This window comes from Pseudorhodobacter sp. MZDSW-24AT (assembly GCF_002794355.1).
Lineage (GTDB): Bacteria > Pseudomonadota > Alphaproteobacteria > Rhodobacterales > Rhodobacteraceae > Pseudotabrizicola.
This window is the reverse complement of sequence record NZ_PGOI01000002.1, coordinates 21,535-43,691: the sequence shown is the minus strand read 5'-3', so window position 1 is coordinate 43,691 and position 22,157 is coordinate 21,535. Positions and strand designations below refer to the sequence as shown.

Sequence of the window (22,157 nt, the reverse complement as noted above, 5' to 3'; positions counted from 1 at the left end):
AAGCCCTGCGCCCGCATCGCCCCCGCCTGCCCGCACGCCCGTCCCGCGGCGTGACTTGCCGCGACGCGGCACAGGCCCTAGACTGCACGCAGCCAGAGCGGCCTGAAAGGTGTCCATGCGTATCCTGCCCCCTCTCACTGCTCTGGCCGTCGCCGCCATCCTCTATCTCGCCGTGTTCGAGCGGGATCGTTTGACCGAGCACTCTCTTGGCGCGGCGCCCGCCACGCCCGCCGCCGATCCCGCCCCTGCGGCCTTGCCGGAAAACGGCCCCATTTCGGTGGTGGGTCTGACCTCCACGGCCACACAGGTGCAAGACGCTGTCATCGCGCGCGGGCGCACCGAAGCCGCGCGTCAGGTTGAGGTGCGCGCCGAAACCGGCGGCTTGGTGCGCTCCGATCCCCTGCGCCGCGGTGCCTTTGTCACCCACGGCCAAACGCTCTGTGAACTTGATCCCGGCACCCGCCCTCAGCAAGAGGCCGAGGCGCAGGCCCGTCTGCGAGAGGCCCAAGCCCGCCTGCGCGAGGCCGAGGTGAACGCCGAAGCCGCCACCCGCCTTCAGGAGGGCGGTTTTGCCTCGGAAACACGCCGCATCGGCACGGCGGCCTTACTCGAATCCGCGCGGGCAGGCGTGCAATCCGCGCAATCCGCGCTTGATGCCATCCAGATCGATCTGTCTCGCCTGCGCATCACCGCCCCGTTCCAAGGGCTTTTGGAAAGCGATACCGCCGAACTGGGCAGCCTCGTGCAGCCGGGCAACCCCTGCGCGACCGTGATCCAGCTGGACCCGATCAAGCTCGTGGGATTCGTCCCCGAGGCCGAGGTGGACCGCATCTCTGTCGGCGCCATGGCGGGCGCGCGCCTGATTTCGGGGCGCGAGGTGCAGGGCCGCGTCACGTTCCTGTCGCGCTCTGCCGATCCCGCCACCCGGACCTTCCGGGTCGAGGTCACGGTGCCCAACCCCGATCTCGCCATCCGCGATGGCCAGACCGCCGAAATGCTGATCGCCGCCGATGGCGTCATGGCGCATTTGCTCCCGGCCTCCAGCCTCACGCTCGACAACGCGGGCACCTTGGGCGTGCGGCTCGCGGTGGACGGACAAGCCCGCTTTGCCCCCGTCACCCTGCTGCGCGATACTCTGGACGGCGTGCTTGTCACCGGCCTGCCCGACAGCGCCACCGTGATCACCGTCGGTCAGGACTACGTGACCGAGGGCACCCCCATCATCCTCTCGCTGCCGCAGGCCACCCCATGACCGGGCTGATCGACTGGGCCGCCGCCCGCGCCCGGATGGTGGTGGCCTTCATCCTGCTTTCTGTCGCGGCAGGCGTGCTGGCCTATGTCAGCCTGCCCAAGGAAGGCGAGCCCGACATCGACATTCCCGCGCTGTTCGTCTCGGTCCCCTTTCCCGGCATCTCGGCCGCTGATTCCGAAACCCTGCTGGTCAAGGTGATGGAACAGGAACTTTCGGGCCTCGATGGGCTCAAACGCATCTCGGGCACCGCCGCCGAAGGCTATGGCGGCGTCGCGCTGGAATTCGAGTTTGGCTGGGACAAATCCCAGACCATTGCCGATGTCCGCGACCGCATGAACACCGCCGAGGCAAAGTTTCCCGCAGGCGCCGACAGCTATTCGGTCAATGAGATCAACTTCAGCGAATTCCCGATTCTGGTGATCGCGTTGTCCGGCAACCTCCCCGAACGCACCCTTCTGCGCGCGGCCAAGGATCTGCAAACCAAGATTGCCGCCCTTGAACCCGTGCTGAAAGCCGAACTCGCGGGCCACCGCGACGAAATGCTCGAGGTGCTGATCGACCCTTTGAAGCTCGAAGCCTATAACATCACCGCCGCCGAACTGATCACCGTCGTCACCCGCAACAATCAGCTGATCGCCGCAGGCGAGGTGGAAACCCCCACCGGCGCTTTCGCGGTGAAAATCCCCTCCAGCTTCAACAGCCCCGCCCAGATCTACGCGCTTCCCGTCAAGGTGAACGGCGACCGCGCCATCACTTTGGGCGATCTGGCGCAGATCAACCTGACCTTCGAAGATCCGACCGGCACCGCCCGCTATAACGGCGAATCGACCGTGGCCATTCAGGTGGTGAAACGCAAAGGCTTCAACCTGATCGACACGTCGCGGCTGGTGCAGGAGGTGGTCGCCGCTGAAGTCGCCGCTTGGCCCGAACCGCTGCGCCGCTCTGTCTCGGTCGCGGCCTCGCTGGATCAGTCCACCAATGTCGAAGGCATGGTGCGCCAACTCGAAGGCGCGGTGCTCACCGCGATTGCGCTGGTGATGGTGGTGGTGCTGGCCGCCCTTGGCACCCGCTCGGCCCTTTTGGTGGGCTTTTCCATCCCCACCACCTTCCTGCTCACCTTCGCCTTCTTTGCGGTGCTGGGGATTTCCGTCTCCAATATCGTGATGTTCGGCCTGATCCTTGCGGTGGGGATGCTGGTCGATGGGGGCATCGTGGTGGTGGAATATGCCGACAAGCGCATTCAAGACGGCTCCGGCCCGATGGCCGCCTATACCGAAGCCGCCAAGCGCATGTTCTGGCCGGTGGTCAGCTCCACCGCCACCACGCTTTGCGCCTTTCTCCCCATGCTGTTCTGGCCCGGGGTGGCGGGCGAATTCATGGGGATGCTGCCCGTCACCCTGATCTTTGTGCTGTCCGCCTCGCTTTTGGTGGCGCTGGTCTATGTGCCGGTGCTGGGCGGAGTGGCGGGCCGCATCACCCGCCAGCTCGAGGCCGCCGCCGCCCTGCTGCGCCCGCGCCCGCTCTGGCTGCGGCTGGTGCTGGTGGCGCTGTCAATGGCGCTCCTCTTTGCGGGCGTGGCCCTGATGCTCGCCCCGCGTGGAACCGGTGCCGCTGCGCTTTTGCCCGGGGTGGCGCTTGCCATGGTGGGCGGTTTCGTGGCCTCCATCACGCTCGAAGCCGCCAAACCGCAACGCCGCGCGCCCATCGTCGCAGGCTACCGCCGCACCGCCTTTGGCCACGTCATCCGCGCCCTGACCGGCAACCCCGTCATGCCGCTGGTCACCATCGCCGCCGTGGTGGCCTTTGTCGCCACTGTCTTCGGCCTCTACGCCCAACATGGCAAAGGCGTCGAATTCTTCGTGGCCACCGAACCCGAACAGGCCATCGTCTATGTGCAGGCGCGCGGCAATCTCTCGCTGGCCGAGAAAGACGCGCTCTTGCGTCAGGCCGAGGCGCTGGTGGTTGGCACCCCCGGCGTGAAATCCACCTTCTCCTTTGCCGGCGCAGGCGGGCTCAACGCCAACACCGGCGGCGCTCAGGCCCCGCTCGACAGCGTGGGCCAGATCCAGCTCGAACTCGCCCCGTGGGAAGAGCGCAGCGATGATCCCGCCCAAGGCGGCGAGCGCATCATCGCGGACCTGACCGAACGTCTCAACGCCCTGCCCGGCATCCGCATTCAGGTGCTAGCCGGCGCCTCCGGCCCCGCCTCAGGCAAACCGCTGCACCTGCGCCTATCAGGCGATGATTTCGCGGCCCTCGGCACCGCCACCGAACAGATCCGCGCTCAGATGGCCCGCATGGACGGCATCCGCAGCATCGAAGACAGCCGCCCCCTGCCCGGCATCGATTGGGAGATCACCGTCGATGTCGCCCGCGCCGGCCGCTTCGGTGCCGATGTCGCCACCGTGGGCGGCATGGTGCAACTCGTCACCCGGGGCGTCCTCCTTGATACCATGCGCGTCGACTCCTCGGATGAGGAAATTGAAATCCGCGTCCGCCTCCCCGAAGGTGACCGCCTGCTCTCCACCCTCGACTCGCTCAAGGTGCGCACGAATGATGGCCTCGTGCCCTTGTCGAACTTCATCACCCGCCAGCCCGTCGCCAAACTCGGCCGGATCGAGCGGGTGGACGAAACCCGCATCTATGACATCAAGGCCGATGTCGCCCCCGGCCTGATCCGGCCCGATGGCGTGCCGATCACCCCCACCGAGCGCATCGAAACCCTGACCCGCTGGCTCGAAACCGCGCCGCTTCCCCAAGGCGTCACCTGGGCCTGGACGGGCGATCAGGAAGATCAGGCCGAGGCCGGAGACTTCCTTGCCAAGGCCTTCGCAGGCGCGCTGGGGCTTATGTTCATCATCCTCTTGGCGCAGTTCAACTCGGTCTACAATGCCGTGCTGGTGCTCCTTGCTGTCGTGCTCTCCACCACCGGCGTGCTGATCGGCATGATGGTGATGGGCCAGACCTTCAGCATCATCATGACAGGCACCGGCATCGTGGCGCTGGCGGGGATCGTGGTGAACAACAACATCATCCTGATCGACACCTATCAAGAATTCAGCCGCTACATGCCGAAACTCGAAGCGATCACCCGCACAGCAGAACAGCGCTTGCGCCCGGTGCTCCTGACCACGATCACCACCATGGCGGGGCTCGCGCCGATGATGTTCGGCCTCTCGGTCGATTTCATCGGCGGCGGCTACACGCTCAACAGCCCCTCAGCGCTGTGGTGGATTCAACTCGCCACCGCCGTGGTCTTTGGCCTTGGCGTCGCCACCGTGCTCACATTGGTGCTCACGCCCTCGCTTCTGGCGCTGCGGGTCTGGTTCTGGGCCGGGGCCTATCGCGGCTGGGCGCAGCTTTCGGCCCTTGCCCATGGCAAAACCAGCGCCACCGCGCGCGATTTGGCCCTCGCCCGCACCGCCCGCGCCCTGCAAGGCCCGCTCATCCTGTGGGAGGACGCGCCCGAACCCGCTCGCGCCACAGAAGAGCGATGAGCGCGTGCAAGCGTGGCGAGCGTGGCGCTTACGCCGCCGCGTCTTCCTCTTCCGCCGACTGCCGTGCCCACATCGCCGCATAGCGCCCGCCATTGGCCAGCAGCACCTCATGCGTGCCCTGCTCGACAATCTCGCCCGCCTCCAGCACGATGATCTGGTCGGCATCGGCAATGGTCGACAAGCGGTGCGCAATGGTGATCACCGACCGCCCCTTGCCCATCAGCAGCAGACTGTCCTGAATGTCGCGCTCGGTCTGGGTGTCCAAGGCACTCGTCGCCTCATCCAAAAGCAGGATCGGCGGGTTCTTCAAAAGCGTGCGCGCAATCCCCACCCGCTGCTTTTCCCCGCCCGAAAGCTTCAATCCCCGCTCGCCCACCGTCGTCTCATAGCCTTCGGGCAGCGACAGGATGAAATCATGGATGCGCGCCGCCCGGGCCGCCGCCTCCACTTCTTCGCGCGTGGCCCCGGCGCGGCCATAGGCGATGTTGTAATAGACCGTATCGTTGAACAGCACGGTGTCTTGCGGCACCACCCCGATATTGGCATGCAGGCTCGTCTGCGTCACATCGCGCAAATCCTGCCCGTCAATCCGAATGGCACCTTCGCGCACATCATAAAACCGGAACAGCAGCCGCCCGATGGTCGACTTGCCCGATCCCGACGGCCCGACCAGCGCCACCCGCTGCCCCGGTGCCACCGTAAAGCTGACGCCCTTCAGGATGGGGCGCGAGGGATCATAGTCAAAGCGCACATTGTCAAACCGCACCTCGCCTGCGCGCACGTCCAGATCGGGCGCGCCCGGCTTGTCCACCACTTCGGCTGGCTGCGCGAGCAGGCCAAACATCTCGCCCATATCCACCAGCGCCTGCCGGATCTCGCGGTAAACCGTGCCCAGAAAGTTCAGCGGCATGGTGATCTGGATCATATAGGCGTTCACCATCACGAAATCGCCCACCGTGAGCGTGCCCGCCTGCACCCCGCGCGCCGCCATCACCATCACGATCACCAGCCCGCTGGTGATCACAAACGCTTGGCCCAAGTTCAGAAACGCCAGCGACAGCCCGGTCTTGACCGCCGCCACCTCATAGCGCTGCATCGCATGGTCATAGCGCTGCGCTTCCATCGCTTCGGCGTTGAAATACTTCACCGTCTCATAGTTGAGCAGGCTGTCGATCGCCTTCTGGTTGGCATCCGTGTCCTGCGCGTTCATCTCGCGCCGCAAGGCCACGCGCCATTCCGTCACCTTGAAGGTAAAGGCGACATAGATCGAGATCACCACCACCACCACTGCCGCATATTGCCAGCCAAACAGCACCGCAAAGATGATCGACACCATCGACAGCTCAAGGATCAGCGGCCCGATCGACAGCAGCATGAAGCGCAGCAGGAAATCGACGCCCTTCACCCCGCGCTCGATGATCCGGCTCAGCCCCCCCGTTTTGCGGGTGATGTGATAGCGCAAACTCAGGCGGTGAATATGCGTAAAGGTTTCCAGCGCCAATTGGCGCAGGGCGCGCTGCCCCACCCGCACGAACACCGCATCGCGCAGTTCCTGAAACGCCACCGTCATCAGCCGCGCCACACCATAGGCAATCGTCAGCCCCACGGCCGCCAGCCCCAGCAGGGTGCCCGCCTCCGGGGCCTCCCCCGCCAGCGAATCCACCGCCTGTTTGTAAATGGCCGGGGTCGAGACCGAGACCACCTTGGCCAGCACCAACAAGAGCAGCGCCGCCACCACCCGCCGCTTCACCCATCCCAGACCCGGCGGCCACAGATAGGGCAGCACACGCGCAATCGTCTGGAACCCGGTGGCGGGCACGTCTTTCTGGGAAGGATCAAACATGAGGGGCCTCTTTTCCGGCGACAACACCTAGGCGCTGGCGCCGCAAATGGCCAGAGCCGCCTTAGGGTCTGGCCGGAATCGTAAACACCTGCCCCGGATAAATCAGGTCCGGATTGCGGATCTTGTCGCGGTTGGCCTCATAGACCTGCACATAAAGCACGCCATCGCCAAAATTTTCCCGTGCGATTCCCCACAGCGTAAAGCCGGGCTGCACCGTCACGCTCACCGGCGGGGGCGGCGCGGCAGTGGCCGCCGGGGCATCTGCCGCCACGGCCTCGGGTGCGGCGCGCGCCTCGGCCACCGGCACCGCATCCGCGCCTGCCACAACCGGCAAGGACTCGGTCCCGGCGAAGGGCGCGCCTGTCACGGCCAAAGACGGGGGCGCCGCCGAGGGCTGCGCCAGCGCCGCCAAAGCCTCCACCGTCTCGCGCTTGAACGGCGTCTCAAAGCGGGCCGTCACCTGCCCCACCGCGTCCAGCTGATCGGCGCGCAGCGTGTAAACGCCGGGTGCCGTCTCGCCCAAAGTCACCTGCCACGTGCCATCCTGCGCAATCGCCACATCGGCCACCGCCGCCCCGTCAAGATAAAGCCGCACCGTCTGCCCGGCCTCTCCGCGCCCCGACAGCTGCACCGCACCATCGGGCGCATAGGCAATCGTATCCAGCGTCACCAAATCCGCCTGACCGGCCTCCGCCAGCGCCACCGGGGCCTGCACCACCGCCGCGCCCTCTTCCGTCAGCAACAGCGCCACGGGCGGCGGCGCACTCGCCACCGCGCCCGATCCGGCCTGCCGATCCGGCGCAGGCTCTGCCCCGGCAGACGGGGCCTGCGCCACGCGCGGCGCCTCTTCCTCCGTCACCGCTTGCGACAGCGGCGCTGGCGCGGGTGCCGCCTCGGCCAAAGCCTCCGGTCGCACCGGCCCTGCAATTGGCCCCAAGGCCACCGATTGCGCCGAGACCAGCCGCCGCCCGTCGCCCAGCACGGCCTCCAGCGTCATCAGGCTGGCCGCAGGATTGGGCGGCAGCGTGAACAGGGCGGCAAAACTGCCATCCGCCCCTGCCGCCGCCTCGGCCACGGTGGCCCCGTCCACCTGCACCCGCACCGCGGCGCGCGGCTCCGTGCGGCCCGACACCACCGCCGCCCCATCCGCCTCGATGCGATAGCTGTCAAACCGAGGCAGAACCGGCTCTGGCAGCGCGGCAACCACTTCAGCCTCCGCCTCTGTCTCAGCCTCCGCCACGGGCGCCGCCTCTGTCTCCGCCACAGACACCGCCCCTTCTTCCGGCGCCGCCTCTGTCTCCGCCACGGGCGCCGCCCCTTCTTCCGGCGCCGCCTCCGCCTCGGCCACGGGCACCGCCTCCGCGTCCGGCGCCGCCTCCGCCACAACCTCTGCTTGAGCCTCAGGCGCAGGGGCTGGCACCTCTGGCGCGGGGGTCACCGCCGCCACCGGCGCCGCCGCCTCTGGCACCGTTTCTGGCACCGTGTCTGGCGCCGGCGCTGGCCACAGCAAGGCCACCACGCCCACCGCCACCGCAGCTCCCACCGCAGCTCCCGCCGCAACGCTTGCCGCGCGCGCGCCGCTGCTCATCCCCTGCCAAACCGCCATCACATTTCCCCGTCCGTTCCCCACCCCGGTCCTGCGCCGGGCCCGCGCGGCCTGTTTCCGGCCACTGCTTTCCTTTGCATAGGAACCCAGATATCACTGGGCTTGCAACGAATAATACCATCAGGAAGCCCGCATGACCCCGCTTCGTTCTGTCTGTGTCTTTTGTGGATCACGCCCGGGCCTGTCGCCCGCCTACGCGGCCGAAGCCCGCAGCCTTGGCCAAGCCATCGCCGCGCAAGGCTGGCGGCTGGTCTATGGCGCCGGGGATGTCGGCCTCATGGGCGAGGTCGCCCGCGCGGCCATCGCAGCCGGGGCGGGCACCATGGGGGTGATCCCCACCCATCTGATGAACAAGGAAAAGGGCAAGCGCGACCTGAACCAGCTGGTCATCACCGAAGACATGCATGAACGCAAAAAGGTGATGTTCATGAACTCGGATGCCATCGTGGTGCTGCCCGGTGGGGCCGGCAGCCTCGATGAGTTTTTCGAAGTGCTGACATGGCGGCAGATCGGCCTGCACACCAAGCCGATTTTTCTTTTGGATACAGATAGATATTGGCAACCGTTGATTGCGCTGATGGATCATGTCATCGCACAGGGCTTTGCCGAAGATCACATCCGCCACGCCTTTACCGCCGTGCCGGATGTGCCCGCCCTGATGACTAAGCTCAATCAGGTTTTATCCTGATACCCCAAAGCCTTAATCGGCTTTCTTCAACTTATGCCTAAGCTGCGCGCAGCATGGCTTCATTAATCACCGCCACCACCTGCTCCAGCGGGTGGTGCGTCAGTGTCTTGGGCAGCATGATGACAACGCGGCTGCGCAAATTGTCGTCCAGCCGGGTGCGGATCGCTTCCAGCAGATGCGGCGGCGCTGCAATCGCAAGGCGCGACATCCGCGACTGCCGCACCGCAAAAGCCAGCCGCGTCATCAGCATGGCCACCATCGCGGTCTCGGCCAAGCGCGCCCGATCACTCGCCTCTTCGCGCGCGGGCCACCGATCGGCTGCCCCCATCGCGCCCGGGGTGGCGATCCGGTCGATCACCCGCAGATCCGGCGCCGTCACGGTGCCCGCATTTTCCAAGATCATCGCGCCATCGCCATCCACCACCACCAGCCAGCAGTTGCGCGTCATCGTCGTCATCTCAAGCCTCCCATCGTTTCTTGTTGCTCTCGCCCCTAAATGGGAAGTCCACTCTGGACCACCAGTGTGACACCTTGACCACAGCAAAAAGCCGCGCAAGCTTTGCTTGCGCGGCTTTTGTTTAAAATCAGAGGTTTAACCCTTACATGCGGGCGGCGACGGCTTCCCAGTTCACCAATTTGTCAAGGAAGTTCGTCAGATAGGCCGGACGCTTGTTGCGGAAGTCGATGTAGTAGGAATGTTCCCACACATCACAGCCCAAAAGCGCGGTCTGGCCAAAGCACAGCGGGTTCACGCCGTTCTCGGTCTTGGTCACCTTCAGCGCGCCGGAGGCATCTTTCACCAGCCACGCCCAGCCCGAGCCAAATTGCCCGGCGCCTGCGGCCGAGAACTCTTCCTTGAACTTATCGACCGATCCGAACGACTCGGTCAGCGCCTTTTCCAGCGCACCCGGCATCTTCTTCTCGCCCGGCCCCATGATCTCCCAGAACAGGGCATGGTTCCAATGCTGGCTCGCGTTGTTGAAGATGCCATTCTGCGCGACGGCAGTCTTGTTATAGGTGCCAACCACGATCTCTTCGACCGACTTGCCTTCCCATTCGGTGCCAGCAATCAGCTTGTTGCCGTTGTCAACATAGGCCTTGTGGTGAATGTCGTGGTGATACTCCAGCGTCTCCTTCGACATGCCAAGGTCCGCCAAAGCATCATGGGCATAGGGCAGGTCGGGAAGTGTGAAAGCCATCGTTTTCATCCTTTGTCGATTGTGGTCGCCGCAAATAGCGGCCTTTCCGGGCCGAAGGTCAAGGCCTTCGCCCGCTATAACTGAGACAATAGCTCAACGAGCCTCGCCTTCCATGGGTTCCATCACAATCACCTCGGCCCCATCGCGGACCACCGTGTAAAAGCACGACCGGCGGTTGGTGTGGCAGGCAGGCCCCTGCTGACGCACCCGCACCAACAGGCAGTCGCGGTCGCAATCCACCCGCATCTCCACCAGATGCTGCACATGGCCCGAAGTCTCGCCCTTGACCCAGAACGCCATGCGCGAGCGCGACCAATAGGTCACCCGCCCCGTCGCAAGCGTCTGCGCCACGCTTTGCGCATTCATCCAAGCCATCATCAGCACATCGCCAGACTCGTCGTCCTGCGCGATACAGGGAATCAGCCCGTTGGCATCATACTTTAGGCTTGCAGGGTCAAAAGCCATGCGCGGTCTCCTTGGCGGCGGCAAGGGAAGGGTCTATCTAATCCCGACAAGAAGGAAAAGCGCCATGAGCATCAGCGGTCCCCGGCAATGAGCGACAGCGATCTGATCAGCCTCTATTCGGCCCGCATCCTCGCCCTCGCGGCCGAGATCCCGCATCATGGCCGCCTGCCCGCGCCGCAGGCGACGGTGCGCAAGCGCTCTCCGCTTTGCGGCTCGACCGTCACCGTGGATCTGGTGATGGATCAAGGCCGCGTCTCGGCCTTCGCGCAGGATGTAAAGGCCTGCGCGCTGGGTCAGGCCGCCGCCAGCCTGCTCGGCGCGGTGGTGATCGGTCGCAGCGCCGCCGAACTTGCCACCGCCCGCGATGCTTTGCGCGCGTTGCTGAAAGATGCGGGCCCCGTGCCTCCCGCCCCCTTCGATGGCTTTGTCGTCCTGACCCCGGCGCGGGACTACAAGAACCGCCACGCCTCGATCCTGCTGGCCATCGAAGCCGCCGCCGAGGCGGCCGCCCAAGCCGACGCCGCCCCCTGACCTGCGCGCCCCGGCGTAAAAAAAAACCGCCGCACGTCTGAAAGACGGCGGCGGCCAGTGGCGTGTCTGGTGCGCGCGCGGGCATCACTTGGGGACAGATGCAGAAAAACGCGCGATCGGCAGACCGCAGGCAGTGTCAGAGCGAGGTAAAGGACAAGCAAACAAACAGGATGGCAAACAGCGCCGCCACGCCCAGCAGATCTTCAATCAGGGTCGCGCGCGACCGGGTGACGATATCCTTGACTTGGGCAACCATCGCATCCTCCTGTTTGCGTGTTGCCATATTGTTCTCATGGATTCCCTGAGTCTGTAAAGAACTTTTTAAGAACAAGTGAGAACAAAAGGTGAATAAAGCCCTAACCCACTGTGATCAAACGGATCGCCCGATCCTGATCCAGCAGCCACAACAGCCCCCGCGCCGCCTGCCCGCGCGGGGAGGTAAGCGCCGGGTCCATCGTCAAAAGCGCCCGCGCATCCGATTGCGCCACCGCCATCAGTGCCGCCTGCCGCTCCAGATCCGCCACCCGGAACCGGGGCAGCCCCGATTGCGCGGTGCCGATCAGATCGCCTGCGCCGCGCATCTCCAGATCGGCCTCGGCAATGCGGAACCCGTCCTCGGTGTCGCGGATCGTGGTCAGCCGCCGCTCTCCGGCCTCGCTCAGCGGTGCCTGATATAGCAAAAGGCACGTCGACTGCGCGGCCCCGCGCCCCACGCGCCCGCGCAACTGGTGCAACTGCGCCAGCCCGAAAATCTCGGCCCGCTCAATCACCATGATCGACGCATTGGGCACGTTCACCCCCACCTCGATCACCGTGGTGGCCACCAGAACCCGCGTCTCGCCGCGCTGAAACCGCGCCATTGCGGCGTCCTTCTCGGCGGGGGGCAACTGGCCATGCACCAGCCCCACCACATCGCCCCCGCCCTGATTTTGGAACGCGGCGCGCAAAGTGGCAAAGCGCGCCTCGGCGCTTGCGTAATCCAGCACCTCCGACTCTTCGACCAAAGGACAAACCCAGTAACATTGCCGCCCCTCAGCCACCGCGCGGGCCAGATGCGCCACCACCTCCTCGATGCGCGCCGCCGCAATCATCACCGTCTTGATCGGCTTGCGACCCGCTGGCTTTTCATCCAGCACCGACACATCCATATCACCATAACTGGCCAGCGCGAGGCTGCGCGGGATCGGCGTCGCCGTCATCACCAGCACATCCACAGCCCGTCCCTTGGCCCCAAGCTCCATCCGCTGCGCCACGCCAAAGCGGTGCTGTTCATCCACCACCGCCAGCCGCAGATCGGCAAAGGCCACATCCTTTTGAAACACCGCATGGGTGCCCACCAGCATGTCAATCCGCCCTTCGGCCAAATCGCGCAGCTTGGCCGCCCGCTCCGCCCCTTTGTCGCGCCCGGTCAAAAGCTCCAGCCGCACGCCCGCCGCTGCCGCCAGCGGCGCCAGCCCCTCATGGTGCTGGCGCGCCAGAATCTCGGTCGGCGCCATCATCACGCCCTGCCCACCGGCTTCGGCCACAATCAGCAGCGCCATGAAAGCGACTAGCGTCTTGCCCGCCCCCACATCGCCTTGCAGCAGCCGGTTCATCCGCACAGGGGCCGCCAGATCCGCCGCAATCTCGGCCACCGCCCGCTTCTGCGCGCCTGTCGGTGCATAAGGCAGGCTGTCCAGCACCCGCGCCTGCAACCGCCCCGTGCCCCGCGTCACCACGCCCTTGGCCTTGCGCAAGGACACCCGCGCCAAAGCCAGCGTCAGCTGATGCGCAAACAGCTCGTCATAGGCCAGCCGCGCCCGCGCCGGATCGGTCAAGGCCAGCCCCGCCGCCCCATGGGGCCGATGCACCGCCGCAACCGCCGCGCGCCAATCGGGCCAACCCTCGCGCGCCTTGAGGTTTGGGTCGATCCATTCCGGCAGATCGGGCGCCCGCGCCACCGCCCCCTCGACCGCACGGGCCACCACCCGCTGCGTCACCCCGGCGGTCAGCGGATAAACCGGCTCATAGGCGGGCAAGGCCCCCGCCTCTTCCAGCCGCAGCACATGATCGGGATGCACCATCTGCGCGATGCCGTCAAAAAGCTCGATCCGGCCCGAGACAATGCGCCGCTGCCCCGTGGGCAGCAGCTTTTGCAAGTAGTCCCCCCGCGCATGGAAAAACACCAAGGCCCATTCCAGCTCGGCATCCCGCACCAGCACCCGGTAAGGCTTGCCCTTACTGCGCGGCGGCAGATGCGCGCCCACCTCCACCTCTACCGTGAGCACGCAGGGCGGCACCACATCGCGGACCGAGGCCTTGCGGCTGCGGTCCACCCCGGAATGCGGCAGCAGGAACAGCAGATCCTTGGGCCGCGTCACCCCCAAGGTCTCCAGCGCGCGGGCCGTCTTTGGCCCCACGCCTTCCAGCGTCTCCAGATCCGCGAACAGCGGAAACAGGGGCTCGGGCCGGCTCATGCGCCCTCGATCAGCGCAAGCCAGCCATCCTCGTCCAGCGTGGTCACGCCATGCTTGGCCGCGTCCTTCAACTTGGACCCGGCGCCCGGCCCCGCCACCAGAATATCGGTCTTGGCGCTCACGCTCCCCGCCACCTTGGCGCCCAGCGCCTCGGCCCGCGCCTTCGCCTCGGCCCGCGTCATCTTTTCCAGCGTGCCGGTGAAGACCACGATCTTGCCCGCTACCGGGCTTTCGGTCGCCGCCTTCCACACCACGGGCTGCACCTGCAATTCGGCCACCAGAGCATCGATCGCCGCCCGTTCGGCCGCGTTCTGGAACGCCGCTGTCAGGCTTTCCGCCAGCGTGGTCCCCACCCCGTCAATCGACAGCAATTCGGCCCAAGCCTCGTTGCCCGGGCGAGCATGGGTCACCGCCGCCTCAAACGCTTCCCACGTGCTGTAATGCCGCGACAGGATCTGCGCCGCCACCTCCCCCACATGGCGGATGCCCAGCGCAAAGATCAGCCGATCCAAACCGATCCGCCGCTTGTCCTCAATCGCGGCAAACAGCTTGCGGGCCGAGGTTTCGCCAAAGCCATCCCGGTTCTTCAGCCGCTTCAACCCGTTGGCCGCATCGCGCGCCGCCAGCGTAAAGATCTCCGCCGGGGTCTTTACCGGCAGATCGGCATCGCGGAAGAACATCTCCACCTGCTTGGCGCCCAGACCTTCGATGTCAAAGGCATGGCGGCTCACGAAATGCTTCAACCGCTCCACCGCCTGCGCCGGACAGATCAACCCGCCCGAGCAGCGCCGCACCGCATCGCCTTCCTCACGCAAGGCCGGGCTGCCGCATTCCGGGCAGCTGTGCGGAAAGGCAAAGGGCACCGCCCCTTCGGCGCGGCGAGCCAGATCCACATCCGCGAGCTTGGGGATCACATCGCCCGCGCGATAGACCTGCACCCAATCGCCAATGCGAAAATCCTTGCCACCGCGGATCTCCTGCCCCTTGGCATCGCGCCCCGCGATGTAATCCTCATTGTGCAGCGTCGCATTGCTCACCACCACACCGCCCACCGTCACCGGCTGCAAGCGCGCCACCGGCGACAGCGCCCCAGTGCGCCCCACCTGAATGTCGATCCCCAACAACCGTGTCCAGGCAAGCTCGGCCGGGAACTTATGCGCAATCGCCCAGCGCGGCGTCGCCGAACGAAAGCCCAGCCGCGCTTGCAGCCCCAGATCGTTCACCTTGTAGACCACGCCATCAATGTCATAGCCCAGCGTTGCCCGCTGCGCCTCGATCGCGCGATACTGCGCCAGCATTTCTTCCGGGCCGTCACACAGACGCGTCAGCGGGTTGGTCTGAAACCCCAATTCCGCCAGCCGGGCAATCGCCTCCCATTGCGTGGCGGCAAGCGGTGCCGAAAGCGCCCCCCAGCTATAGGCGAAAAAGCGCAAAGGCCGCGCCGCCGTGATGCTGGCATCCAATTGCCGCAGCGACCCCGCCGCCGCGTTGCGCGGATTGGCAAAGGTCTTGCCCCCCGCCGCCGCCTGCCGCGCGTTCAGCGCCGCGAAATCGGCGTGGCTCATGTAGACCTCGCCCCGCACCTCCAGCACCTCGGGCGCGCCATCAAGGCGCTGCGGCACATCGGCAATGGTGCGGGCGTTTTCGGTGACATTCTCCCCCACCTCGCCATCGCCCCGCGTCGCCGCCTGCACCAGCACCCCGTTCTCATAGCGCAAGGACAGCGACAGCCCGTCAATCTTGGGCTCGGCCGTAAAGGCCAGCGCGCCCGGATGATTCAGATACTTGCGCACCCGATCTTCAAAATCGGACACGTCCGCGTCGTCGAAAGCGTTCTCAAGGCTCAGCATGCGCACCGCATGCGCGACCTTGCCGAAGCCCTCCGCCACCGCCGCGCCCACCTGATCGCTGGGGCTGTCGGCACGTTTCAACGCAGGAAACCGCGCTTCAATCGCGGCATTTCGGTGCTTGAGCGCATCATAATCCGCGTCCGAAATCTCGGGCGCGTCTTCGGTGTGATAGGCCCGGTTGGCCCGCGCCAAGGCCTCGGCCAGCCGCGCCAGTTCTGCGCGCGCCTCGTCCTGTGTCAGCTGCTCCACGTCCATCCCGGTCCCCATCCCCGCCACATGCCCCCTTGGTTTAGGAGCGGCACCCGGCAAGGGCAAGGGCATGGCGCACCCCCCCCTCACAGCCGCCGCCTTTCAACACACAGCGACAGGCCCCCCCGCTGAAGGCAAAACAAGCCGTCCCCCCGCGCCCGCAAGACAGAGGCGCGCATCCAGACGATCCGGTCCGCCCAAAGCCCAAAAGCGGCGATCACAAGCGCCAAGCTGCCCCCCGCGCCTGCAAGGCAGAGGCACGCCCACAGCCGATCCAGTCCGCCCAAAGCCCAAAGGCGGCGATCACAAGCGCCAATCTGCCCCCCGCGCCCGCAAGGCAGAGGCGCGCCCGCAGCCGATCCAGTCCGCACACAGCCGAAAGACGGCATCACAAGCGCCAAGCTGTCCTCCCGCACCTGCAAAACGAAAGCGCGCACCCAGCCGATCCGGTCCGCCCAAAGCCCATAAGCGGCGATCACAAGCGCCAAGCTGCCCCCACGCGCCTGCAAGACGGAGGCGCGCACCCAGCCGATCCGGTCCGCCCAAAGCCCAAAAGCGGCGATCACAAGCGCCAAACTGCCCCCCCGCGCCTGCAAGACGAAAGCGCGCGCACAACCGATCTGGTCCGCCCAAAGCCCAAAGGCGGCGATCACAAGCGCCAAACTGCCCCCCCGCACCTGCAAGACGATGGCGCGCACACAGCAGATCCGGTCCGATCACAGCCCAAAGACAACGATCCCAATCGCCAAGCCGTCCCCCCGCGCCTGCAAAACGAAGGCGCACACACAGCCGATCCAGTCCGCTCACAGCCCAAAGACAACGATCCCAATCGCCAAGCTGTCCTCCCGCGCCTGCAAGACGAAAGCGCGCACACAGCCTATCCGGTCCGCTTACAGCCCGAAGGCGGCGATCCGAAGCGCACAGCAGAAATTCTGCTTCATGCACCGAGCTTTTCCTCTGTTTCTCGTCAAGGCCTCGCCTTCGCGTCACCGTCCACACGCCGTCCGACCTCCCCCCGGTCAGGCCGGCCTTTCTCCCTCACGCCCGCCTTTCAGCAGAAAACCGCAAACGCCCCTCAATACATCGCAGTAAGCATCAATCCCCAAACCGGGTGCCCCAGCGGCCGTGGGCACAAGACCCCCGCCTCATCTGCACAGCAGGCCCGCCACCGCGCACGAACGCAAACGCCCCTCGATACATCGCGGCAAACATCAATCCCGATACCGGGTGCCCCTGCTGCCATTAGCACCAGCCCCCCGCCTCATCTGCACCGCAGGCCCGCCACCGCACACGAGAGCAAACACGCCTCGATCCATCGCGGCAAGCACCAATCCCCATACCGGGTGCCCCTGCGACCGTAGGCACCAGCCCCCCACCTCTTCTGCACAGGAGTCGCGCCATCGCGCACGAAAGCAAGCGCCCGGGCGCGCGCCACCTTCGCCTTCGCACAGACAAAGGTGTGACCACACCAACCATCGCTTTCCGCCGCCCTAGAGCCAAACACCACGCGCGGCAGAGCGCCAAAACCGCCGTGTCCCCCGCGGCACATCTCTCTGCGCCAACAGGGCAGCAGCGCCGCGGAACAGGGTTTCAGGCCGTCGCCGCCAGCTTGCGTGACACCCCCACCGGATCGCGCAGCACATAGCCCCGGCCCCAGACCGTCTCAATGTAATTCTGCCCGCCCGTGGCCTCGGCCAGCTTCTTGCGCAGCTTGCAGATGAACACATCAATGATCTTCAGCTCAGGCTCATCCATCCCGCCATAAAGATGGTTCAGGAACATCTCCTTTGTCAGTGTCGTCCCCTTGCGCAACGACAAAAGCTCCAGCATCTGATACTCCTTGCCGGTTAGATGCACGGCCTTGCCTTCCACCTCCACGGTCTTGGCATCCAAATTCACATTGACCTTGCCGGTGATGATCACGGATTGGCTATGCCCTTTTGACCGGCGGATGATGGCATGGATGCGCGCCACCAGTTCTTCGCGGTGAAAGGGCTTGGTCAGGTAATCATCTGCGCCAAAACCAAAACCCTTCAACTTGGAGTCGGTGTCGTCCGAGCCTGACAAGATCAGGATCGGCGTCTCGATCCGTGCCAGACGCAATTGGCGCAACACCTCATGCCCGGACATGTCGGGCAGGTTCAGGTCAAGCAGGATCAGATCATAGTCATAAAGCTTTGCCAGATCGACCCCGTCCTCGCCCAGATCGGTGCAATAGACGTTCAGATTGGCATGTGTCAGCATCAGTTCGATGCTGCGCGATGTGGTGGGGTCATCCTCAACAAGTAGAATACGCATGTACAAACTCCGCAACAACCGACTCCGTTAACGACACTGACCTTGAATGGTTAACTGACGGTTACTCTGCCTGAGCGCGACATAAAAACAATTCAAAGTTGTCGATAGCGCTGAAGAGCCGTCACTTTCAGCGCGTTTTCACCATGCTGTGCCACCGCCTGCCGCCACAGCGCAAACTCCTCTTCCGAGAGGGCATAGCGCTCCAGCGCCTCTGCCTCGGTGATCAGCCCATGCACCACCGCCCGCACCACCACCGCCTTGCGGCTGGCCACCCAGCGCCGCGTGTCCGGCGCCGGCAAATCCGCCCGCGTCAGGATGCTGCCATCGGGCAGGGTCACCTGTCGCGGGCCATCCACACGTTTGAGATACATGGCGAAAACTTCCCGTTGAACCACCCGGAGTGCGGCCAAGGTGCGGCATCGGACTTAAGCGATGGTGAAGGCATCGGCACGGCAGGGGTTGAGAGTGTCGCGCATTTTCCTATATTGCGCGCAATTCCTGAAAGGTAATGCCATGCTGGACCACCCGCTCAATTCGCTGGGGCTGCCAAAGCCGCCCGCTGCCACCCGTGTCGTGGTGGCGATGTCGGGGGGCGTGGATTCGTCGGTCGTGGCGGCGATGCTCAAGGAAGAAGGCTATGATGTGGTGGGCGTCACCCTGCAGCTTTATGACCATGGCGCCGCGCTGGCCAAGAAAGGCGCCTGCTGTGCGGGGCGCGACATCCACGATGCGCGCCGCGTGGCCGAAACCATGGGCTTTCCGCATTACGTGCTCGATTACGAAAACACCTTCCGCGAAGCCGTGATGGAAGAGTTTGCCGATGCCTATCTGGCCGGGGCCACGCCCGTGCCCTGCATCCGCTGCAACGAACGGGTGAAGTTCAAAGACCTGCTCGCCACCGCCCGCGATCTGGAGGCCGATTGCATGGCAACCGGCCATTATATCCAACGCAAACAAGGCGCTGCCGGACCAGAGCTGCATTCTGCCGCCGATGCGGGCCGCGACCAGAGCTATTTCCTTTTTTCCACCACGGCCGAACAGCTCGATTACCTGCGCTTCCCCTTGGGCCATCTGGCCTCCAAGGCGGAAACCCGGGCGCTGGCGGCGAAATACGGCCTGCCGGTGGCCGACAAGCCCGACAGCCAGGACATCTGTTTTGTCCCGAATGGCAATTACGCCGCCGTGATCGAAAAGCTGCGCCCCGGTGCCGCCGATCCGGGTGAGATCGTCGATCTCGAAGGCCGCGTGCTGGGCCAGCACCGCGGGGTGATCCATTACACCATCGGTCAGCGCAAGGGTCTGGGCATCGGCGGCTTGGGCGATCCGCTCTATGTGGTGCGGCTCGATCCAGAAAGCCGCCGGGTGATCGTGGGCCCGCGCGAATCGCTGGCCACCCGCACGGTCCCCGTGCGCGAGGTGAACTGGCTGGGCGACGCGCCCTTCGACTCCGCCGCCGAATGGCATGTGCATGTCAAGGTGCGCTCCACCCGGCCACCGCGCCCGGCGGTGATCCGGCCGCTCTCGGCCACCGAGGCCGAGGTGGAATTGCTGGACCCCGAAGATGGCGTCAGCGCTGGACAGGCTTGCGTCTTCTATGCCCCCGAAGGCAGCCGGGTGCTGGGCGGCGGCTGGGTCTGGCGCGGGCGCTGACAGGCACGAATATTCTGCGAATATTCGGTCCCCCCGCCGGGCGCCGAATTTTCGCAGAAAATTCGTCCTATTCCGCCGCTTCTGCAGCCGCCTCGATCTCGGCCGCCTTTTTCTCGACCAGTTCGACGATATGGTCGATCATTGCCTCATTGCCCAGCTTATGGCTTTGCTTGCCCGCCAGATACACCATCCCCGACCCGGCCCCGCCGCCGGTAAAGCCGATATCGGTCATCAGCGCCTCGCCCGGCCCGTTCACCACACAGCCGATGATCGACAAGGACAGGCTCGTCGTCACATGCGCCAAACGGTCTTCCAATGCGCTGACCGTCTTGATCACGTCAAAGCCTTGCCGCGCGCAGGACGGGCAGGAAATGATCGTCACGCCCCGGTGCCGCAGGCCCAGCGATTTCAGGATCTCGAAGCCAACCTTCACCTCTTCCACCGGGTCTGCCGACAGGCTCACCCGGATCGTGTCGCCAATCCCCATCCACAAAAGATTGCCCAGACCGATCGCCGATTTCACCGTGCCCGACACCAGCCCCCCGGCCTCGGTGATCCCCAGATGGATCGGCGCATCCGTCGCTTCGGCCAGTTGCTGATAGGCCGCCGCCGCCATGAACACGTCGGATGCTTTCACAGAAATCTTGAACTCGTGAAAGTCGTTGTCCTGCAACAGCTTGATATGGTCCATGCCGGATTCGACCATCGCATCCGGGCAAGGCTCGCCGTATTTGTCCAAAAGGTGCTTTTCCAAAGACCCCGCATTCACGCCGATGCGGATCGAACAGCCATGATCCTTCGCCGCCTTCACCACCTCGGCCACGCGCTTGGCATCGCCGATATTGCCCGGGTTGATCCGCAGGCAGGCCGCGCCCGCCTCGGCCGCCTCGATCGCGCGCTTGTAGTGGAAATGGATATCCGCCACGATCGGCACCGGGCTTTCGGCACAAATCTCGCGCAAGGCCAGCGTGCTTTCCCGGTCCGGCGTTGACACCCGCACGATATCGGCCCCGGCAATCGCCGCGCGCTGGATCTGCGCGATCGTCGCCGCCACATCGGTGGTCAGCGTGTTGGTCATCGTCTGCACCGAGATCGGCGCATCCCCTCCGACCAGCACCTTGCCGACCCGGATCTGCCGCGATTTCCGGCGATAGATATTGCGCCAAGGACGAACAGGGTTGTGGCTCATGCTGCGCGCTTCCTCAAAGGTTTGCCCATGGATAATACGACAAAGCCGCCCCGGCAATGCCAAGGGCGGCGTCAGTCATCACGTTTGCCAGATTTGGGCGCGGCTTACTCGGTCGCCGCAGGCAGCACCTGCGAGGCATCCGCCACGTTCACAATCGCCGCCAGATCCGCGTCGCGGCTCAGATCCGCCACCGCGAATTTCTCGGTCAGCGCTTCGGGCGACAGCGCCACATTGCGCACCACCTGTGCGCCGGGCGCAGCCGGGCCATAGGTCTGGCCGTTCACCGCGAAGTAAAGCGAGCCGGAATTGCCCGCCCGCAACACCGGCGGCGCTTCCAGCTGTGGCACCGCCCAGCGTTCGCCTGCATCCAGAATCTTCTCGAAGAGCACCGTGCCATCCGCCGCCGACACCCGCACCCAAGACGGGCGCACCGCCAGAAGCTCCACCCCCGGCTGTGCCTCGGCCACCACCTGCACAGGCTGCGCTTCGGTCGCCAGCGCCTCGGCCACCGCCGCGCTCACCGCATCCGGCGTCACCGCTGTCGCGGCCAGCCGTGGGTTGATCCCGGCAATCGGCCCATCGCGCGAGGTCAGCACCGGCACATCCAGCGCCTGCGGGCGATACAAGCGATCCACCGCCTCGGCCCCTTGCTGCACCGGATCGGCCGAAGCCAGCGCGGTGCCCGCATCCGCCGGAGCCGAGCGCACCAAAGGTGCGGCCCCGCTCACATTCCCCAACGGATCAATCTCCGCCACCACCGTGGGGGCCTGATCCACCGGCGAAAGCTGCACCCGCTGCACCTCTTGCAACACCGACCAGCCGCCATAGCCAATGGCCCCGATCAGCGCCACCAGCACCAGAAGCGAGCCTACTGCCCCCGGCTCAACCCGGGCAAACATGCTCTCGCCACGCGGAATGAAGCTGGCATTGGGGTTGGCCAAGGGGTCGCTGAACACCTGCGTGCTGCGGCTGCGCGCCGCGGTCATCCCCGAGGACGAGGCCGCCGCACTCATCCCATGCGCCACTTCGAAATTGGCTTCCCTCGAAAAGCGGGCGAAAGCCATGTCGGGGTCCATGCCCAGATAGCGCGCATAAGACCGCACATAGCCCGCCACAAATCCTTGGGTCTCGAAGGCCGAAACATCGGCATTCTCGATCGCGGCAATATAAGCGGCCTTGATCTTCAGCTCGCGCTGCACATCCAGCAGCGACTTGCCCATCGTGGCGCGTTCGCCCCGCATCAAATCGCCCAGACGCAGATCAAAATCATCAAAGCCTTTCGGCTTTTCCATCTCCGGTTCCGAAGGTTTTGCCCTCCGCCCGATCATGCGCTCTGCCCCATGATAGTACCATGTCCCCGTCGTCGTTTGGATCACGACTCATT

18 protein-coding genes are annotated in these 22,157 nt (G+C 65.3%); 5 read left to right on the top strand and 13 right to left on the bottom strand.

Annotation, left to right across the window (positions count from 1 at the left end):
* Positions 1-115 precede the first annotated feature (115 nt).
* Complete coding sequence (locus CUR21_RS01835; protein ID WP_100195320.1) at positions 116-1,252, top strand: efflux RND transporter periplasmic adaptor subunit; 1,137 nt, start codon at positions 116-118, stop codon at positions 1,250-1,252.
* Positions 1,249-4,749: an efflux RND transporter permease subunit gene (locus tag CUR21_RS01830; protein ID WP_100195319.1), complete on the top strand. Its 3,501-nt coding sequence runs from the start codon at positions 1,249-1,251 to the stop codon at positions 4,747-4,749. The genes CUR21_RS01835 and CUR21_RS01830 overlap by 4 nt, the downstream gene beginning before the upstream one ends.
* A gap of 28 nt (positions 4,750-4,777) precedes the next feature.
* Here CUR21_RS01830 and CUR21_RS01825 read toward each other — a convergent pair whose 3' ends face one another.
* Together CUR21_RS01825 and CUR21_RS18830 are read right to left on the bottom strand one after the other, a co-directional pair.
* Complete coding sequence (locus CUR21_RS01825; protein WP_100195318.1) at positions 4,778-6,592, bottom strand: ABC transporter ATP-binding protein/permease; 1,815 nt, start codon at positions 6,590-6,592, stop codon at positions 4,778-4,780.
* A gap of 61 nt (positions 6,593-6,653) precedes the next feature.
* The gene (locus CUR21_RS18830; protein ID WP_232622650.1) at positions 6,654-8,198 is read right to left on the bottom strand and encodes a LysM peptidoglycan-binding domain-containing protein; all 1,545 of its coding nucleotides are present in this window, start codon (positions 8,196-8,198) and stop codon (positions 6,654-6,656) included.
* A 133-nt stretch (positions 8,199-8,331) separates the two neighbouring features.
* Between CUR21_RS18830 and CUR21_RS01815 the strand changes: the two genes are divergently transcribed.
* Positions 8,332-8,886, top strand: a complete 555-nt coding sequence (locus CUR21_RS01815) for a TIGR00730 family Rossman fold protein (RefSeq protein ID WP_100195317.1) — start codon at positions 8,332-8,334, stop codon at positions 8,884-8,886.
* 37 nt (positions 8,887-8,923) lie between these two features.
* Here CUR21_RS01815 and CUR21_RS01810 read toward each other — a convergent pair whose 3' ends face one another.
* The 3 genes from CUR21_RS01810 to hisI form a co-directional block, all read right to left on the bottom strand.
* Positions 8,924-9,343 (bottom strand): host attachment protein, encoded by a 420-nt coding sequence (locus CUR21_RS01810; RefSeq protein WP_100195316.1) that lies wholly within the window; start codon positions 9,341-9,343, stop codon positions 8,924-8,926.
* A 142-nt stretch (positions 9,344-9,485) separates the two neighbouring features.
* Entirely contained in the window at positions 9,486-10,085 is a 600-nt protein-coding gene (locus tag CUR21_RS01805; protein WP_100195600.1) for a superoxide dismutase, read from the bottom strand.
* A gap of 93 nt (positions 10,086-10,178) precedes the next feature.
* The gene (hisI, locus tag CUR21_RS01800) at positions 10,179-10,550 is read right to left on the bottom strand and encodes a phosphoribosyl-AMP cyclohydrolase (protein WP_100195315.1); all 372 of its coding nucleotides are present in this window, start codon (positions 10,548-10,550) and stop codon (positions 10,179-10,181) included.
* An 87-nt stretch (positions 10,551-10,637) separates the two neighbouring features.
* On the opposite strand from hisI, the gene CUR21_RS01795 reads away from it, so the two are divergent.
* Positions 10,638-11,081 carry an iron-sulfur cluster assembly scaffold protein gene (locus tag CUR21_RS01795; protein ID WP_100195314.1) on the top strand — a complete coding sequence of 148 codons (444 nt, stop codon included), beginning with the start codon at positions 10,638-10,640 and terminating at the stop codon, positions 11,079-11,081.
* Between the two features lie 136 nt (positions 11,082-11,217).
* Here the strand turns inward: CUR21_RS01795 and CUR21_RS01790 are convergent, their stop codons facing one another.
* The 6 genes from CUR21_RS01790 to CUR21_RS01765 form a co-directional block, all read right to left on the bottom strand.
* Positions 11,218-11,364 carry a hypothetical protein gene (locus CUR21_RS01790; RefSeq protein WP_157791915.1) on the bottom strand — a complete coding sequence of 49 codons (147 nt, stop codon included), beginning with the start codon at positions 11,362-11,364 and terminating at the stop codon, positions 11,218-11,220.
* A gap of 73 nt (positions 11,365-11,437) precedes the next feature.
* The gene (recG, locus tag CUR21_RS01785) at positions 11,438-13,537 is read right to left on the bottom strand and encodes an ATP-dependent DNA helicase RecG (RefSeq protein WP_100195313.1); all 2,100 of its coding nucleotides are present in this window, start codon (positions 13,535-13,537) and stop codon (positions 11,438-11,440) included.
* Complete coding sequence (ligA, locus tag CUR21_RS01780) at positions 13,534-15,642, bottom strand: NAD-dependent DNA ligase LigA (RefSeq protein ID WP_232622649.1); 2,109 nt, start codon at positions 15,640-15,642, stop codon at positions 13,534-13,536. Before ligA ends, recG begins: the two co-directional genes overlap by 4 nt.
* A gap of 80 nt (positions 15,643-15,722) precedes the next feature.
* Positions 15,723-16,334 carry a hypothetical protein gene (locus tag CUR21_RS01775; RefSeq protein ID WP_100195311.1) on the bottom strand — a complete coding sequence of 204 codons (612 nt, stop codon included), beginning with the start codon at positions 16,332-16,334 and terminating at the stop codon, positions 15,723-15,725.
* 892 nt (positions 16,335-17,226) lie between these two features.
* Positions 17,227-17,934: a response regulator transcription factor CtrA gene (gene ctrA / locus CUR21_RS01770; protein ID WP_100195310.1), complete on the bottom strand. Its 708-nt coding sequence runs from the start codon at positions 17,932-17,934 to the stop codon at positions 17,227-17,229.
* 92 nt (positions 17,935-18,026) lie between these two features.
* The gene (locus tag CUR21_RS01765) at positions 18,027-18,305 is read right to left on the bottom strand and encodes a DUF1153 domain-containing protein (protein ID WP_100195309.1); all 279 of its coding nucleotides are present in this window, start codon (positions 18,303-18,305) and stop codon (positions 18,027-18,029) included.
* Between the two features lie 142 nt (positions 18,306-18,447).
* Between CUR21_RS01765 and mnmA the strand changes: the two genes are divergently transcribed.
* The gene (gene mnmA / locus CUR21_RS01760) at positions 18,448-19,584 is read left to right on the top strand and encodes a tRNA 2-thiouridine(34) synthase MnmA (protein WP_100195308.1); all 1,137 of its coding nucleotides are present in this window, start codon (positions 18,448-18,450) and stop codon (positions 19,582-19,584) included.
* 67 nt (positions 19,585-19,651) lie between these two features.
* On the opposite strand, the gene ispG is transcribed toward mnmA, so the two are convergent.
* Positions 19,652-20,773: a flavodoxin-dependent (E)-4-hydroxy-3-methylbut-2-enyl-diphosphate synthase gene (gene ispG / locus CUR21_RS01755; protein ID WP_100195307.1), complete on the bottom strand. Its 1,122-nt coding sequence runs from the start codon at positions 20,771-20,773 to the stop codon at positions 19,652-19,654.
* Positions 20,774-20,877: 104 nt separating this feature from the next.
* Positions 20,878-22,101 carry a helix-turn-helix domain-containing protein gene (locus CUR21_RS01750; protein ID WP_100195306.1) on the bottom strand — a complete coding sequence of 408 codons (1,224 nt, stop codon included), beginning with the start codon at positions 22,099-22,101 and terminating at the stop codon, positions 20,878-20,880.
* Positions 22,102-22,157: the final 56 nt, after the last annotated feature.

What these genes read in the sequence shown, in the direction of transcription:
- CUR21_RS01810 (WP_100195316.1), bottom strand. Translation starts at nt 9,343, where the DNA reads ATGACGACGATGACGCGCAACTGCTGGCTGGTGGTGGTGGATGGCGAT.
- CUR21_RS01795 (WP_100195314.1), top strand. Translation starts at nt 10,638, where the DNA reads ATGAGCGACAGCGATCTGATCAGCCTCTATTCGGCCCGCATCCTCGCC.
- CUR21_RS01830 (WP_100195319.1), top strand. Translation starts at nt 1,249, where the DNA reads ATGACCGGGCTGATCGACTGGGCCGCCGCCCGCGCCCGGATGGTGGTG.
- ctrA (WP_100195310.1), bottom strand. Translation starts at nt 17,934, where the DNA reads ATGCGTATTCTACTTGTTGAGGATGACCCCACCACATCGCGCAGCATC.
- mnmA (WP_100195308.1), top strand. Translation starts at nt 18,448, where the DNA reads ATGCTGGACCACCCGCTCAATTCGCTGGGGCTGCCAAAGCCGCCCGCT.
- CUR21_RS01825 (WP_100195318.1), bottom strand. Translation starts at nt 6,592, where the DNA reads ATGTTTGATCCTTCCCAGAAAGACGTGCCCGCCACCGGGTTCCAGACG.
- CUR21_RS01765 (WP_100195309.1), bottom strand. Translation starts at nt 18,305, where the DNA reads ATGTATCTCAAACGTGTGGATGGCCCGCGACAGGTGACCCTGCCCGAT.
- ispG (WP_100195307.1), bottom strand. Translation starts at nt 20,773, where the DNA reads ATGAGCCACAACCCTGTTCGTCCTTGGCGCAATATCTATCGCCGGAAA.
- CUR21_RS18830 (WP_232622650.1), bottom strand. Translation starts at nt 8,198, where the DNA reads ATGGCGGTTTGGCAGGGGATGAGCAGCGGCGCGCGCGCGGCAAGCGTT.
- CUR21_RS01805 (WP_100195600.1), bottom strand. Translation starts at nt 10,085, where the DNA reads ATGGCTTTCACACTTCCCGACCTGCCCTATGCCCATGATGCTTTGGCG.
- ligA (WP_232622649.1), bottom strand. Translation starts at nt 15,642, where the DNA reads ATGGACGTGGAGCAGCTGACACAGGACGAGGCGCGCGCAGAACTGGCG.
- CUR21_RS01835 (WP_100195320.1), top strand. Translation starts at nt 116, where the DNA reads ATGCGTATCCTGCCCCCTCTCACTGCTCTGGCCGTCGCCGCCATCCTC.
- CUR21_RS01750 (WP_100195306.1), bottom strand. Translation starts at nt 22,101, where the DNA reads ATGATCGGGCGGAGGGCAAAACCTTCGGAACCGGAGATGGAAAAGCCG.
- CUR21_RS01790 (WP_157791915.1), bottom strand. Translation starts at nt 11,364, where the DNA reads ATGGCAACACGCAAACAGGAGGATGCGATGGTTGCCCAAGTCAAGGAT.
- hisI (WP_100195315.1), bottom strand. Translation starts at nt 10,550, where the DNA reads ATGGCTTTTGACCCTGCAAGCCTAAAGTATGATGCCAACGGGCTGATT.
- recG (WP_100195313.1), bottom strand. Translation starts at nt 13,537, where the DNA reads ATGAGCCGGCCCGAGCCCCTGTTTCCGCTGTTCGCGGATCTGGAGACG.
- CUR21_RS01815 (WP_100195317.1), top strand. Translation starts at nt 8,332, where the DNA reads ATGACCCCGCTTCGTTCTGTCTGTGTCTTTTGTGGATCACGCCCGGGC.